The following is a 14,061-nucleotide window of genomic DNA, read 5'->3' as shown; positions in this document are numbered from 1 at the left end:
AATTCTTAATCATTGCGGTTGCGCGCCAATGTACGCGCAATCACTGCGAGCCGTTTCTGGGTCTGTTCCTCGCTGATGCTGCGGTCGAGGAAGAAGCGCTGCACCTCGGCCACGATGGCATCCTTGGTCGTATCGTCGGTGGCCATGCGATGCACCAGGCTGGGCGCCTGCCACGCCGGGCCCTTGCTGAAGGCGCGCCAGGAGTCGCGCGCGCAGCGGTCCATGTGCGGATCGGCCGCGCGCAGCACGGGAATGGACCCTTTGATCCTATTGTATTCGGACTGCACCGCAGGCGACATGACCAGCCGCGCCAGCGTCTCCTGCATGGGCTGATGTGCATAGTTGCCGGCGAACATGGCCAGGGTATCGGTACTGTAGAGGTGGAAGTCGCCCGTGCCCGGTGCCGGCGCGCAGCCGAACTGCAGATCCACTTCCATGCCCCAGGCATTGAGTTCGCCCTTGGCCCAGTCGCCCATGATGAGCATGGCTGCCTCGCCGCTGACCATGCTGCGCGCCACTTCGGTCCAGGGCCGCTCGCGCACCGGCTGCGGCATCGCTGCGGCCAGGCCGCGCAGGCGCTTCAGGATGTGCAGCATGCGCGAATCAAGATAGGCGGCCGGACTCATCTCCACAAACAGGCGCCGGTAATAGGCGGGACCACTCTCGGCCAGCGCCAGGTTCTCGAACAGGGTCGCCAGTTGCCAGGCCTCGGCGCTCTGGGCCAGCGGGACGATGCCGGTGCCCTGCAGCTTCTTGACGATCTGCTCGAAGTCGTCCCAGGTCTTGGGCGGCGTCAGGTTGTAGCGCTTGAAGATGGCGATGTTGTAGAACAGCGAGTTGATGCGGTGGATGCCCAAGGGTGCCGCCACCACGTGGCCGTGATTGTTGAGCAGCGACCAGACCGTGGGGAACATCTGCTTTTCCCAGTTGCCCTGCACGGCCACATTGTCCAGCTCCAGCAAGAGGCCGAGGTCAGCCCATTCACCGAAGACCACACCGTTCAACTGCGTCACTTCCGGCGCGCGATTGGCCAGCACCATGCTCTTCAAGACCTTGGCCGCGCCCATGCCGGCACCACCGGGAATGGCGACGTCGCGCCACTGGATATCCTGTTTGGCCAGCTGGTTGACCACCACGTTGATGGCCTGGCGCTCGCTGGCCGAGGTCCACCAGTGCAGCACCTGCAAGGAACCGCCTGCGGCCGGGGGCTGCACCGGCGCGCCCGACTGCGCATGGGCACCGGCCCCGCACAGCCAAAGCGCCAGCGCGAGCAGCCACGCCACGGCCAGCCCGCAACGGGCCGGGCCGATGCTTGCATGCGCGGGCCGTTTCGTTCTTGTCATGAGGTTGCCTGTCTCCAAACCGGAAGAGACTATAGCCGGGTGCCTGCCAATGTGCAATTTGCGGCGTCCTGCCGACGTTTTTAATCAGGATGAACTCGGTTTAGCTCTTGTTAATTAATGTAAGGCAGGTTCTGCTTATCTTATCCACAGCCTCTGCCGCATGCTGCATCACGACGGCCTCTTGGCTCCCTTGGAAAATCCGCCAGCCCCGTGCTGCATACCGTGTAAGGATATGTAATGGAAAAACGCCTCGGCATTTCATCATTTTCCTTTTGAATCAACCACTTGCATCAGTCCTTGGCGAGCTGGCCTCGCGGCTCGCATCACATGGTGGGCGCTGCTAATGTCACGGCGTTTCGTCGTGGTCCGCTGCGGCGATCCCCACAACACCAAGGAGACCCAAGATGCAGACCGAACAAAAGGCTGGTGGTTTTTCCCTCTTTCCTGTCCTCCCGCGCCGTCCCCTGCTGGCCGCCTGTGCCTTGGCGCTGGCCCTGTCCGGCTTGGCCGCCACACCTGCCCAGGCCGGCAGCCTCACCATCGAAAGCTGGCGTGTGGATGACCTGCCGCTCTGGCAGGAGGTGCTGATCCCGGCCTTCCAGCGCAGCAATCCGGGCATCACCGTGAAGTTCTCGCCCACCGCGCCGACCGAATACGATTCCAGCCTGGCCGCACGCCTGGCTGGTGGCACGGCTGGCGACCTGGTGGCCTGCCGCCCCTTCGACGTGTCACTCTCGCTCTACAACAAGGGCCACCTGGAAAAACTGGACGGCAAGCCCGGCATGGAATTCTTCGCGCCCGCGGCGAAAGCGGCCTGGCAGACCGATGACGGCAAGGATACCTTCTGCATGCCGATGGCCTCGGTGATCCACGGTTTCTTCTACAACACGAAGATCTTCAAGGAGCTGAACCTGGAGCCGCCCAAGACCGAGGCGGAATTCTTCAAGCTGCTCGATACCGTCAAGGCCAACGGCAAGTACGCCCCGCTGGTGATGGGCACGGCCGAACAGTGGGAATCGCATCAGGTGCTCTTCACCAGCATCGGCCCCAACTACTGGAAGGGTGAGGAAGGTCGCAAGGCGTTGATCGCCGGCAAAGCCAAGTTCACCGATCCGCAATTCGTGGCCGCCTGGGACTACGAAGCCAGGCTCGGCAAGTACCTGCCCAAGGGCGCTTCGGCCCAGACCTACAGCGACAGCCAGAACATGTTCGCGCTGGGCAAGGGTGCGGTGTACCCGGCCGGTTCCTGGGATATCGCCTACTTCAACGGCAAGATGGACTTCGCCGCCTTCCCGCCGCCGGTGCCCAAGAACGGCGATGCCTGCTACATCTCGGACCACAACGACATCGGCATGGGCATCAACAAGAAGTCAAAGAACAAGGAGGATGCCTACAAGTTCCTGGCCTGGCTGGGCTCGCAGGAGTTTGCCGATCTCTATACCAACAAGGTCACGGGTTTCTTCTCGCTCTCCAATCACCTGATCTCGGTGAAGGACCCGATTGCCAAGCAGATGATGGGCTGGCGCAAGAATTGTGCGTCCACCATCCGCGTCAATTCGCAGATCTTGAATCGCGGTACCCCGAGCATGGAAAACGAGATGTGGAACGTCAATGCCCAGGTGCTCAACGGCAAGCTCAGCCCGCAGGATGCGGCGGCCAAGATCCAGGGCGGCTTTGCCAAGTGGTACAAGCCGCAGCAGTGACCTGACGAACTGACGAAGCGACGCTACAGAATGGAGCGAAGGACACGACAAGATGTCCGCTCCCCCTTCAGGACCAGGAGACCCCATGAAAACCATCCGCGCCTGGCAACTGCTGGTGCTGCTCGCGCCGGCCGTGCTGATCTACGCACTCTTCAGCGCCCTGCCGCTGCTGGATACCCTGCGACTGGGTTTCTACACCGCCAACGATGCAGGCGTGCGCAGCTTCGTGGGCCTGGACAATTACCGCACCATCCTGTTCGATCCCGACTGGTCGGCCGCCTTCTGGAATGCGATATGGAACAACGTCAAGTTCTTCTGCATCCACATGGCCCTGCAAAATCCCATCGGCCTCTTGCTGGCCACGCTCTTCAGCCTCAAGGGCCTGCGCGGTGCACGGACCTATCGCACCCTGATCTTCCTGCCCACGCTGCTGTCGGTGGTAATCATCGGCTTTATCTGGCAGCTGATCCTCTCGCCACTGTGGGGCGTGAGCGAAAAACTGCTGGGCTTGATCGGCCTGGCCGACTGGTTCGCCCCCTGGCTGGGACAGGAATCCACCGCGCTGGTGACGCTCTCGCTGATCTCGGTGTGGCAATACGTGGGCATTCCCATGATGCTGATCTATGCCGCCCTGCTGGCCGTGCCCGAGGAAGTGCTGGAAGCCGCCCACGCCGAGGGCGCCAGCGCCATGCGCATCTTCTGGCAGATCAAGCTACCGCTGATCTACCCGACCCTGGGGCTGGTGACCATCCTCACCTTCGTGGCCAACTTCAATGCCTTCGACCTGATCTATTCGGTCAAGGGCGCACTGGCCGGTCCCAACTATGCCTCCGACCTGCTGGGCACCTACTTCTATCGCACCTTCTTCGGCTACCAGGCGCAGATCGGCAGCCCGACCATGGGCGCGGCAGTGGCTACGCTGATGTTCCTGGTGATCCTGGGCGGCGTGGGCGCCTACTTCGTGCTGGTGCAGCGGCGCCTGACGCGCTATGCCATGTGAGGCGGAGGACGACATGCTGGCCTCTTCCCCCGTATCTGCTTCTTCCGCTTCTTCCACTTCTGCAACTATCCCGACCACCATGCACAAACCCACGCTGATCCAACGCAGCTTCGGCCAGGCGGGCCATCTCTGGGTGCATGCGGTGCTGTGCCTGTATGCGGTGATCGCCCTGTTTCCGATTGCGCTCATCCTCATCAATTCGGTCAAGACCCGCAATGCCATCTTCGAAGGGCCGATGGCCCTGCCCACGGCCGAGACACTGACCTTCGCCGGTTTCCAGAAGGTACTGGCGGGCACGCACTTCCTGCTCTACTTCGGCAACAGCCTGGCGGTCACGCTGGCCGCGCTGCTGCTGATCGTGCTGTGCGGTGCGATGGCGGCCTGGGCGCTGACGGAGTACCGCTTCGTCGGCAACCGCGCGCTGAACTTCTTCATCGCCATCGGCATCATGATCCCGATCCGGTTGGGTACCGTCTCCATCCTGCAGCTGGTGGTGGCGCTGGACCTCATCAATACCCGCACGGCCCTGGTGCTGGTCTATACGGCGCAGGGACTGCCACTGGCCGTGATGATCCTGTCCGAATTCATGCGCCAGATCCCGGGTGAATTGAAGGATGCGGCGCGCTGCGATGGCGTCGGCGAGCTCAGCATTTTTTTCCGGGTGATCCTGCCGCTGCTGCGCCCGGCCATTGCCACCGTGGCCGTGTTCACGATGATTCCGGCCTGGAACGATCTGTGGTTCCCGCTCATCCTCGCGCCGGGCGAAGACACCCGCACCGTCACGCTGGGCGTGCAGCAGTTCATCGGGCAATACGCCACCGACTGGAATTCGGTACTGGCGGCGCTGTCGATGGCGGTCATTCCGGTACTGCTGCTGTATGTGGCCTTCTCGCGCCAGCTCATCCGCGGCCTGACCTCGGGCGCCGTCAAATAATCCACAGGAGACTTCATGGCACACGTCAACATCAAGCAATTGCGCAAGACCTACGACGGCCGCGCCGATGTGCTGGCCGGGCTCAACCTCGATATCCGCGATGGCGAATTCTGCGTGCTGGTCGGCCCTTCCGGCTGCGGCAAGTCGACCCTGCTGCGCATGCTGTGCGGACTGGAAGAGATCAGCGGCGGCGAGCTGGCCATCGGTGGCCAGGTGGTCAATCACCTCCCTCCCGCCGAGCGCGGTATCGCCATGGTGTTCCAGAGCTATGCGCTGTATCCGCACATGAACGTGTACAAGAACATGGCCTTTGGCCTGAAGGTGGCCGGCAGCAGCAAGAGCGACATCGATGCGCGCATCCGCCATGCGGCCGCCATCCTCAAGATCGACCACCTGCTGCAGCGCCTGCCGCGCGAACTCTCGGGCGGCCAGCGCCAGCGCGTGGCGATTGGCCGCGCCATCGTGCGCCAGCCGCGCCTGTTCCTGTTTGACGAGCCGCTCTCCAATCTCGATGCGGCGCTGCGCGTGCAGACCCGGCTGGAAATCGCCAAGCTGCACCGGCAACTGGCGGCCACCATCGTCTACGTTACCCACGACCAGGTGGAAGCCATGACCCTAGGCGACAAGATCGTGGTGATGCACGAGGGCCGCATCCAGCAGGCCGGCACGCCCCTGGAGCTGTACCAGCAGCCGCAGAACCTGTTCGTGGCGGGATTCATCGGATCACCGAAGATGAATTTCTTCCCCGGCGTGGTCACGCGCTGCGATGACAGCGGTGTGCAGGTCGAGATCGCCGGCGGCCTGCGCCTGCTGGCCGATGTCGATCCGCTGGGCGCAGGACCGGGGGCGGCGGTCACCCTGGGCCTGCGCGCCGAACAGATCCGCGAAGGCCTGGGCGATGGCCAGCCCTTGCGCGGCGTGGTCAACCTGGTGGAGCACCTGGGCGAAGCCAACTTCCTCTACGTGACGCTGGAGGGCGGCCACGACATCGTGGTACGCGGCGATGGCAACCGCAGCGTGCACATCGGCGAGCGGGTCGCGCTGTCGGTACAGAGCCATGCGTTTCATCTGTTCGATGCCCAAGGACAGGCGCTGCGGCGGCGCAATCCCGGCAACCTGCAGGCGGCACGCCGGCTCGGACAGGACTGAATCATGGACGGCATCGCCTATCTGATCGGTGTGGATGGCGGCGGCACCAAGACCCTGGTGCGGCTGGCCTCGCCGCAAGGGCAAGTGCTGGCGCAAGCCAGCGGCCCCGGTTCAGCGCTGCGCAATGGCGCAGCGCTGGCCTGGCACGTCATCGGCCAGACCATCGACGCGGCATTCACCCACGCGGGACTGGCGCGCCCCCACGACCAGGCCCTGGCCGTGGGTATCGGTATTGCCGGCGAGAACGTGGCGCAATGGTCCGCTGACTTTCGCGCACTGGCACCGGCTTTCGGCGCGCTGGAGATCGTCAACGATGGCGTGGCCACACTGCTGGGCGCGCATGGCGGTGCACCGGGCGCCATCGTCGCGGTCGGCACCGGCACCATCGGCCTGGCGCTGGATGTGGACGGCAGCCGCCGCGTGGTCGATGGCTGGGGCTTTCCCAGCGGCGACGATGGCAGTGGCGGCTGGATGGGCCTGCGCGCCCTGCATCATGCGCAACTGGCCCTGGATGGCCGCAGCCCTCGCGGCCCGCTGGCCGAGGCCGTGCTGGCGCTGTGCCGCACCGAACTGCCGGCCGATCCCGCACGCGACGAGCGCGCCACCCTGCTGGACTGGCTGGCCCAGGCTGACCAGGCCGCCTTCGCCCGTGCCGCCAGGCCCGTAGTGGCGCATACTGCCGACGATGCCGCCGCCCGCGCCATCCTGCAGGCGGCGGCGGCCGAGATCAGCCTGATGATCGACACGCTCGACCCCGCACAACGCCTGCCGCTGGCCTTGTGCGGCGGACTGGCCGCAGCCTTGCAGCCCTACCTGGACCCGCGCCAGCAGGCCCGCATCGTGGCACCGCAAGCCGACGCGGCCGATGGCGCCCTGCTGCTGGCGCGGCGCGCCCTGCACCCCAAGGAAACCCCGGCATGAATGCACTGACCCAATTGCACGGCAACGTGCTGACCCCGCAAGGCTGGACCCATGGCAGCATCGTGTTCGACCAGCGCATCCGCTCCATCGACGGCAGGCCGCTACGGCGCGAGCCGCGCATCATCGATGAGGGCGACTACATCCTGCCAGGCTTCATCGACCTGCACGTGCACGGCGGTGGAGGGCGCGACGTGATGGAAGGCGGCGATGCGGTACAGGTGCTCGCGCGCCTGCATGCGCGGCACGGCACCACGAGCCTGCTGGCGACCACCATGACGGCGCCGCTGGACGACCTCGAAGTCGCCCTCCGGTCCATACGCAGCGCCACCGACCAGCGCCTGCCGGGCCAGGCGCGCGTGCTGGGCGTGCATCTGGAAGGCCCCTACATCAACCCCGGCAAGCTGGGCGCGCAGCCTGACTTCGCCATCGAGGCCTCGCTGGAACAGGTGGACTATCTCAACAGCCTGGCGCCGATCAGGCTCATCACCATCGCACCGGAAGTGGATGGCCACCTGAAGCTGGTCTGCAAGCTGGCTCATCGCGGCATGAAGGTGCAGATCGGCCACACCGCCGGCAGCTATGACGATGGCGTGGCCGCGCTGGCCCATGGAGCCTCCGGTTTCACGCACCTGTTCAATGCCATGAGCGGCTTCCACCATCGCGCGCCCGGCATGGTCGGCGCAGCGCTGGCGCACGCGCAGTATGCAGAGCTGATCCCGGACCTGCTGCACGTACACCCCGGCGCCATCCGTACGGCGCTGCGCGCCATCCCGCGCCTGTTCTGCGTGACCGATTCGACGGCGGCGGCCGGCATGCCCGATGGCGACTATGCGCTGGGCCGCCAGGTGGTGCACAAGTGCGCGGGCGGCGTACGGCTGGACGATGGCACGCTGGCCGGCAGCGTGCTGACCATGGACCAGGCGCTGCGCAATCTGATCTCGCTGGGCATGGACGTGGCAGAAGCCTCGCTGCGCACCTCGACCTATGCGGCCGACTACCTGGGCCTGGCTGATCGGGGCCGGTTGGCCACCGGCCACCATGCCGACATCGTGGTACTGGACCGACAATTCGCCCTCAAGGCTGTCTATGTGGAAGGAGAAGAGATTGACCTCGCTGATGCTTAAGGAAGCCCGCTCTGCAGCCGACTACGTGGCCGTGCAGCTGACCCGTGACCAGGACCGCTATGTCGCCCTGGGCCAGCAATTGCGCACCACCCCGCCCGCCAACGTCGTGACGGTGGCGCGCGGCAGTTCGGATCATGCGGCAGCCTATTGCGCCTATCTCATCATGGCGCGCCTGGGCCGCATCGTGGCCTCGCTGCCGATGTCGCTGGTGACGCTGAACCAGGCGCCGCTGCAGGTGCGCGATGCGCTGGCCATCGCCATCTCGCAATCGGGACAGAGCCCGGACGTGGTGGAGCCGATCCGCTACTTCCGCGCACAGGGTGCGACCACGGTGGCGCTGGTCAACCAGGCCGATTCGCCACTGGCCAGTGCAGCGCAATGGAGCCTGCCGCTGCATGCAGGGATGGAGTCCAGTGTCGCGGCCACCAAGAGCTTCATTGCGAGCCTGGTGGCAGGTGCCTTGCTGACGGCGCACTGGCAGGACGATGCCGCCTTGCTGGCCGCGCTCCAGCAGTTGCCCGATGCCCTGCGCGCGGCCTGCGAATGCGACTGGTCGATGGCGGTGCAGGCCCTGGTGCCGGCCAACCGGCTCATGATCGTGGGACGCGGCACCGGTTTCCCGCTGGCGCTGGAGGCGGCGCTGAAATGCAAGGAGACCTGCGCCATCCAGGCCGAGGCCTTCAGCGGCGCCGAGATCAAGCACGGGCCAATGGCGCTGATCGAAGAAGGCTATCCGCTGCTGATGTTCGCCACGCGCGGACCGTCCCAGGCCGGCATGCTGGCACTGGCGGCCGAGATGCGGGTGCGTGGCGCCAGGGTCTTGCTGGCCGCACCGGAGGAGGTGGTGGAACGAGACCTCACCTTGCCGGTGGCAGCTACACCCGACCTCGATCCCATCGTGGCGATCCAGGCCTTCTACGTGATGGCGGCGCAATTGTCGGCGGCGCGCGGGATGGATGCGGACCGGCCGCGCCATCTCAACAAAGTAACAAAGACGAACTAGGTCCTGTTCTGAGCCTGTCGAAGGGACGCTCATGCTTCTGCACGCAGGCGTGTCTTCGATACGCTGCTACGCCGCTACTCAGTCCGAACGGGTGGAGTGTCGCCCAAAGGTCATCCCTGCGCCTGGCGCGCCTCGTCGATGAAGGCGCGCAGGTAATCGATCTCCACGTCGCTTTCGCGCGCACCCAGGTAGATGTGCTTGGCGATGCCATGCTTGCCAAGGCGCACCGGCACGATCGCCATCTGCTCGGCGTATTCCAGCACCAGCCAGCGCGGCAGCGCCGCTACGCCGCGTCCGCTGGCCACCATCTGCAGCATGATGTCGGTGGTCTCGATGGTCTTGTGACGGCGCGGCACGATGCCGGCCGGGGCCAGGAACTGGGTGTAGATGTCCAGCCGGTCCACCGGTACCGGATAGGTCACCAGCACCTCGTTGCTCAACTGCCTGGGCTTGACGTAATCGGCCTGGGCCAGCGGATGATCGGCAGCCACCACCAGCACCTGTTCATAATCGAACACCGGCTCGAACACCAGGCCCGGCTTGTCCAGCGGATCGGGCGTGACCAACAGGTCGATCTCGTAGCCGAACAGCGCACCGATACCGCCAAACTGGAATTTCTGCTTCACGTCCACATCCACGTCCGGCCACGCGGCCAGATAGGGTGAGACAACCTTGAGCAGCCATTGGTAACAGGGGTGACATTCCATGCCGATGCGCAGCGCGCCGCGCTCGCCCTGGGCGAACTGGCGCAGGCGCTCCTCGGCCAGGCTCAGTTGCGGCAGCACACGGTTGGCCACGGCCAGCAGGTATTGACCGGCTTGCGTCAAGCGCAGATGGCGGCCTTCGCGTAGCCAGATATCGGTGCCCAGCTGCTGTTCCAGCTTTTTCATGCTGTGGCTCAGGGCCGATTGCGTGACGTGCAGCACGCCTGCGGCCGCCGTGAGGGAACCCTGGCGTTCGACTTCTTGGACGATGGAGAGGTGGATGCGGTCCAGCATGGAAATGAATGGAACTCATGGGTGGATAAGATTCCATCATTTTATGTCATGCATCGACAATGCAGGAATCCCCACCATCGGACCACCCTGCGAGATGAGACGTGATACTTTCATGCAGTTAAAAAACTAAGTTTTTTAATATTATTAGTACACCTTTCCGAAAATCATTCCTCCCGCTGATGAGACCTTGGCTTGCAAATCACTGACAAGGATCATTACCTTCTTATCCTTTTCTGGTGCGGATTTCCAGTCAGTTCTTTGTCAGATTCCCGGCGTCCGCGATCTTCCAGCCGATGTGTGCGATACACAGAACCTTTCATCAAGGCCGTGCTCGAATCCTAACAAAGCGTGACCGCGCGACAACGGACCGCGCTGTTACATCCCATCACAATTCCGAGGTCAACTGAGCATCGCCGCGCGTCGTTAGCCGGCTATCGCAACGCCTTTTCATGCTCCGACCCGGATCGAGGACTCCATCATGACAACAAGAAACAGATCTTCCGCCATCATCGTCTCGGCCTCGCTGCTCGGTGCAGTGCTGGCGCTCTCGGCCTGCCAGAAGCAGGACGCGCCGCCGCCCACGGCAGCGGCCGCACCCGCTGCCCCGACCACGCCGCCCTATACGCCGCCCACGGCTGCGCAGCTCTCGCAGATGGTGGCCCCGATTGCACTGTTCCCCGACAAGCTGGTGGCACAAGTGCTGGCCGGTGCCACCTATCCGGACCAGATCGTCGCGGCCAACCAGTGGCTGGGCCAGAATGGCGCGCTCAAGGGCGATATCCTGCAGGCCGCAGAAGACAAGGAACCCTGGGACGTGAGCGTGAAGTCACTGACCATGTTCCCCGCAGTGCTCTCGCAGATGGCCGCCAATCCGGACTGGACACGCTCGCTGGGCGATGCTTTCGTCAATGATCCGAATGACGTGATGAATGCCATCCAGGATCTGCGCCTGCGTGCGCAACAGGCTGGCAACCTCAAGAGTTCGGACAGATTGAAGGTGGTCAGCACGGCCCGCGGCAGCGAAAGCGTGCGCGTGGAGGAGGCACCTGAACCGCGTACCGTCTATGCCGGCGCACCGGTGATCCCGCCGCCGCCACAGACCATCGTGATCGAATCCAGCCAGCCCGATACGGTCTATGTACCGGCCTACAACCCGGCCGTGGTCTACGGACCTCCGGTGCCGGTGTATCCGGGCTATGCCTACCGTCCGCCCAGCCCGGTAGCCAATGAGGTCGTGGTGGGCGCGCTGTCCTTCGGCGTGGGCGTGTTCGTGGGCGAAGCCATCAGCCATCATTCCGGCTGGGGCTGGCATGACTGGGGCATGCACTGGGGCGGCCCGGGCGGTGGCGACCGTCCGTCCGGCGACTGGCAGCGGCCGGCCGTGGTGTACAAGAACACCACCTACGTCTCGCATTCGACCACGGTGATCAATCGCGTGACCAACAACAACGTGACGGTCAACAATACGCGGGTGGTGAACAACAACATGAACAACGTCAATAACGTGAATAACGTTAGCAACGTGCGCAATGTCGACGAGCACAACGTCAACAACCAGACTCGCATCGACAATCGTCGCGAACAGGCGGCTCCGGCCGCCATGAGCATGCCGCACTTCACCGCCAGCGATGCGCGTCCCGGTGCCATGCCGGTCCAGCATGGGCAGCCGCCGCAGCAGAAGATGGAACTGGCCAACGTGCATCCGCAACAGGCTGCGCAGGAAGGGAACGCACGGCAACGCCAGGAAATGGCACTGAAGGAACAACAGGCCCAGCGCGAGCAGCAGCAACAGCAGGAGCAGCATGCCCAGAAGGAACAGCAAGCCACCCATGAGCGTGAACAGGCCCAGCACAACGCCGCGCAGCAAGCCCGTCAGCAGGCCGAGGAAAGAAAGGCGCTGGCCATGAAGCAGGAAAACGCGCGCCCCGAGGCGCCGGCACATTCCAACCGGGAAGAGAACAAGCCCCTGCACGAACAGAAGCCGGCACCGGAAAAGCGCGAAGCGGCTGCACGCGAACACGCACCCCCAGCCCATGCCGAGCAGAAGCACGAGCCTGCGAAGCACGAGCAGGACAAGCGCGAAGAAGACAAACACGAAGCCGAGAAGCACAACGGCTGAAGCGACATCGGATTTTTGCAACACAAAGGGCCGCGTCACAGCGGCCCTTTTGTCGTGCAAAGAACTGTCCTCAGCTGCCGATGCGGTCAGGATCGGTGCGCTGGTCCAGCGTCAGTTGCAGGAAAGCCAGGTCCAGCCACTTGCCGAACTTGGTGCCAACCTGCGGCATGTGGCCGACCTGCTCGAAGCCCAGCTTCTTGTGCAAGGCGATCGAGCCGACATTGCTGGCATCGATGGCGGCCACCATCACATGCTTGCCACAGGCGCGCGCGCGCGGGATCAGCGCTTGCATCAGCGCCACGCCCAGGCCTGCGCCGCGATGATCCTTGTGGACGTAGACCGAGTGTTCCACCGAGTGGCGGAAGCCATCGAAAGGACGCCAGTCGCCGAAGCTGGCATAGCCCAGCACCTTCCCGCCGTCGACCGCCACCAGCACCGGATAGCCCAGTTGGCGCCGCGCGGCCAGCCAGTCCTGGCGGTTCTTGTCGTCGACCAGGGTGTCGCTCCAGATGGCGGTGGTGTTGACCACGGCATCGTTGAAGATCAGGGTGATGCCGGCAATGTCGGCAGGGGTGGCGTCGCGGATCTGCATGGTGTCTCGGGTCCCGGATATCAGGTTCAAGAAGAACAATCGTCTGGGGCAGCAGTGTAGCCGAAGACGGCGAGCGTGGATTTTGTTGCGTGATTTCCTCTTAAGACATCTGACAACTAGAGGTGTTAGAATGCGTCCGCTCATCCATAGAGCACTCCTCCTTGCCAGATTGTCTGCATGACAAGGACAGGAGAATCACCAGAAATGCCAGCCCCCGAGGCTGGACGCAAGATCGGAGACGTGTTGACCCACTCTGAGATTGCGACGCATGACCGATTCCCTGGCGACGACTCCCGTTCCTGCGCACGCTGGCCACACCAGCCGGGCGGGCTCCGGCACGTCCGTCATGGACCGGTCCTGGCAGGTAGATTGCTCCGCATGGCGCACGCGCCCCGGCGTGTCGCGCAACTTGTTTTCCACCCACCCCACTTTGCTCCCATCATGACCACCAAGTTCAGTCCCTCGCGGCGTGCCGTCCTGACGGCCACCGCAGCGGCAGTTCCGCTAGTCTCGCTTCCCCTGCTCAAGCAGGCCCGGGCCGATGGCCTGGAAGGCATCGAACTGCAGCACTACAAGCCGGTGTTCTTCAACGACGCCCAATGGCTCTTCATCCTGGCCGCCTGCGACCGCCTGATTCCCGCCGAAGGGCGCGGACCGGGTGCGCTGGAAACCAACGTGCCGGTCTTCATCGACCAGCAATTGCATGCCGGTCTGGGCAGCGACATCTACCAGCAGGGGCCGCACCAGACGGATGCGCCCTCCACGCTGGGCTTCCAGATTCCCTACGCGCCACAGGACGTCTATCGCATCGGCATCGACCTGACCCAGCAGCTCAGCCAGCAGCAACACGGCAAGCGCTTCGAGCAGCTGGAGGCCAAGGACAAGGATGCCCTGCTAACGGCCCTGCAGAAGAATGGCGTCGATTTCGCCGCGCTGGGCGAGAAGGCCATGAAGCCCTCGCAATTCTTCGGCCAGTTGCTGGGTGATACCAAGAACGGCTACCTGGCCGATCCCATGTACGGCGGCAACAAGGACATGAAGGCCTGGGTCGCCATCGGTTTCCCCGGTGCGCGTGCGGCCTACACCGAATGGGTGGACCAGCACAACGTGAAGTATCCGCTGGGGCCCGTGAGCCTGTCGGGCAAGCGCGCCTGAGGCGCCGATGCTGTCCCGCT

The 14,061-nt window shown here is 64.1% G+C and carries 12 protein-coding genes; 9 read left to right on the top strand and 3 right to left on the bottom strand.

Going from position 1 to position 14,061, the window contains the following annotated elements; translation table 11 throughout:
- Positions 1 to 5: 5 nt before the first annotated feature.
- Entirely contained in the window at positions 6 to 1,343 is a 1,338-nt protein-coding gene (locus tag ACVC5H_RS01810) for an ABC transporter substrate-binding protein (protein WP_489620715.1), read from the bottom strand.
- A 404-nt stretch (positions 1,344 to 1,747) separates the two neighbouring features.
- Here ACVC5H_RS01810 and ACVC5H_RS01805 point away from each other — a divergent pair, with 404 nt between their 5' ends.
- The 7 genes from ACVC5H_RS01805 to ACVC5H_RS01775 all read left to right on the top strand — a co-directional run bounded on the left by ACVC5H_RS01805 (position 1,748) and on the right by ACVC5H_RS01775 (position 9,177).
- Positions 1,748 to 3,046, top strand: coding sequence for an ABC transporter substrate-binding protein (locus tag ACVC5H_RS01805; RefSeq protein ID WP_489620714.1), 1,299 nt, complete (start codon positions 1,748 to 1,750; stop codon positions 3,044 to 3,046).
- Positions 3,047 to 3,131: 85 nt separating this feature from the next.
- Entirely contained in the window at positions 3,132 to 4,046 is a 915-nt protein-coding gene (locus ACVC5H_RS01800; protein WP_489620713.1) for a carbohydrate ABC transporter permease, read from the top strand.
- A gap of 79 nt (positions 4,047 to 4,125) precedes the next feature.
- Entirely contained in the window at positions 4,126 to 4,980 is an 855-nt protein-coding gene (locus ACVC5H_RS01795; RefSeq protein ID WP_489622639.1) for a carbohydrate ABC transporter permease, read from the top strand.
- A gap of 15 nt (positions 4,981 to 4,995) precedes the next feature.
- Positions 4,996 to 6,129, top strand: a complete 1,134-nt coding sequence (locus ACVC5H_RS01790; protein WP_489620712.1) for an ABC transporter ATP-binding protein — start codon at positions 4,996 to 4,998, stop codon at positions 6,127 to 6,129.
- A gap of 3 nt (positions 6,130 to 6,132) precedes the next feature.
- Positions 6,133 to 7,050, top strand: coding sequence for a glucosamine kinase nucleotide-binding domain-containing protein (locus tag ACVC5H_RS01785; protein ID WP_489620711.1), 918 nt, complete (start codon positions 6,133 to 6,135; stop codon positions 7,048 to 7,050).
- Positions 7,047 to 8,174: an N-acetylglucosamine-6-phosphate deacetylase gene (gene nagA, locus ACVC5H_RS01780; RefSeq protein ID WP_489620710.1), complete on the top strand. Its 1,128-nt coding sequence runs from the start codon at positions 7,047 to 7,049 to the stop codon at positions 8,172 to 8,174. The genes ACVC5H_RS01785 and nagA overlap by 4 nt, the downstream gene beginning before the upstream one ends.
- The gene (locus tag ACVC5H_RS01775) at positions 8,167 to 9,177 is read left to right on the top strand and encodes an SIS domain-containing protein (RefSeq protein WP_489622638.1); all 1,011 of its coding nucleotides are present in this window, start codon (positions 8,167 to 8,169) and stop codon (positions 9,175 to 9,177) included. The genes nagA and ACVC5H_RS01775 overlap by 8 nt, the downstream gene beginning before the upstream one ends.
- Positions 9,178 to 9,287: 110 nt before the next feature.
- On the opposite strand, the gene ACVC5H_RS01770 is transcribed toward ACVC5H_RS01775, so the two are convergent.
- Positions 9,288 to 10,175, bottom strand: coding sequence for a LysR family transcriptional regulator (locus tag ACVC5H_RS01770; protein WP_489620709.1), 888 nt, complete (start codon positions 10,173 to 10,175; stop codon positions 9,288 to 9,290).
- 478 nt (positions 10,176 to 10,653) lie between these two features.
- Here ACVC5H_RS01770 and ACVC5H_RS01765 point away from each other — a divergent pair, with 478 nt between their 5' ends.
- Entirely contained in the window at positions 10,654 to 12,294 is a 1,641-nt protein-coding gene (locus tag ACVC5H_RS01765; RefSeq protein ID WP_489620708.1) for a DUF3300 domain-containing protein, read from the top strand.
- A gap of 70 nt (positions 12,295 to 12,364) precedes the next feature.
- Here the strand turns inward: ACVC5H_RS01765 and ACVC5H_RS01760 are convergent, their stop codons facing one another.
- Positions 12,365 to 12,886, bottom strand: a complete 522-nt coding sequence (locus ACVC5H_RS01760; protein WP_489620707.1) for a GNAT family N-acetyltransferase — start codon at positions 12,884 to 12,886, stop codon at positions 12,365 to 12,367.
- Between the two features lie 441 nt (positions 12,887 to 13,327).
- Between ACVC5H_RS01760 and ACVC5H_RS01755 the strand changes: the two genes are divergently transcribed.
- Positions 13,328 to 14,041, top strand: coding sequence for a gluconate 2-dehydrogenase subunit 3 family protein (locus ACVC5H_RS01755; protein WP_489620706.1), 714 nt, complete (start codon positions 13,328 to 13,330; stop codon positions 14,039 to 14,041).
- Positions 14,042 to 14,061: the final 20 nt, after the last annotated feature.

This window comes from Herbaspirillum sp. Her3 (genome assembly GCF_057961275.1).
Note: the sequence above shows the minus strand (reverse complement) of the source record. Positions and strands in the feature narration are given on the sequence as shown.

Coding starts and splice junctions, on each gene's coding strand:
- ACVC5H_RS01765 (WP_489620708.1), top strand. CDS start 10,654: ATGACAACAAGAAACAGATCTTCCGCCATCATCGTCTCGGCCTCGCTG.
- ACVC5H_RS01775 (WP_489622638.1), top strand. CDS start 8,167: ATGCTTAAGGAAGCCCGCTCTGCAGCCGACTACGTGGCCGTGCAGCTG.
- ACVC5H_RS01755 (WP_489620706.1), top strand. CDS start 13,328: ATGACCACCAAGTTCAGTCCCTCGCGGCGTGCCGTCCTGACGGCCACC.
- ACVC5H_RS01805 (WP_489620714.1), top strand. CDS start 1,748: ATGCAGACCGAACAAAAGGCTGGTGGTTTTTCCCTCTTTCCTGTCCTC.
- ACVC5H_RS01790 (WP_489620712.1), top strand. CDS start 4,996: ATGGCACACGTCAACATCAAGCAATTGCGCAAGACCTACGACGGCCGC.
- ACVC5H_RS01785 (WP_489620711.1), top strand. CDS start 6,133: ATGGACGGCATCGCCTATCTGATCGGTGTGGATGGCGGCGGCACCAAG.
- ACVC5H_RS01800 (WP_489620713.1), top strand. CDS start 3,132: ATGAAAACCATCCGCGCCTGGCAACTGCTGGTGCTGCTCGCGCCGGCC.
- ACVC5H_RS01760 (WP_489620707.1), bottom strand. CDS start 12,886: ATGCAGATCCGCGACGCCACCCCTGCCGACATTGCCGGCATCACCCTG.
- ACVC5H_RS01770 (WP_489620709.1), bottom strand. CDS start 10,175: ATGCTGGACCGCATCCACCTCTCCATCGTCCAAGAAGTCGAACGCCAG.
- ACVC5H_RS01795 (WP_489622639.1), top strand. CDS start 4,126: ATGCACAAACCCACGCTGATCCAACGCAGCTTCGGCCAGGCGGGCCAT.
- nagA (WP_489620710.1), top strand. CDS start 7,047: ATGAATGCACTGACCCAATTGCACGGCAACGTGCTGACCCCGCAAGGC.
- ACVC5H_RS01810 (WP_489620715.1), bottom strand. CDS start 1,343: ATGACAAGAACGAAACGGCCCGCGCATGCAAGCATCGGCCCGGCCCGT.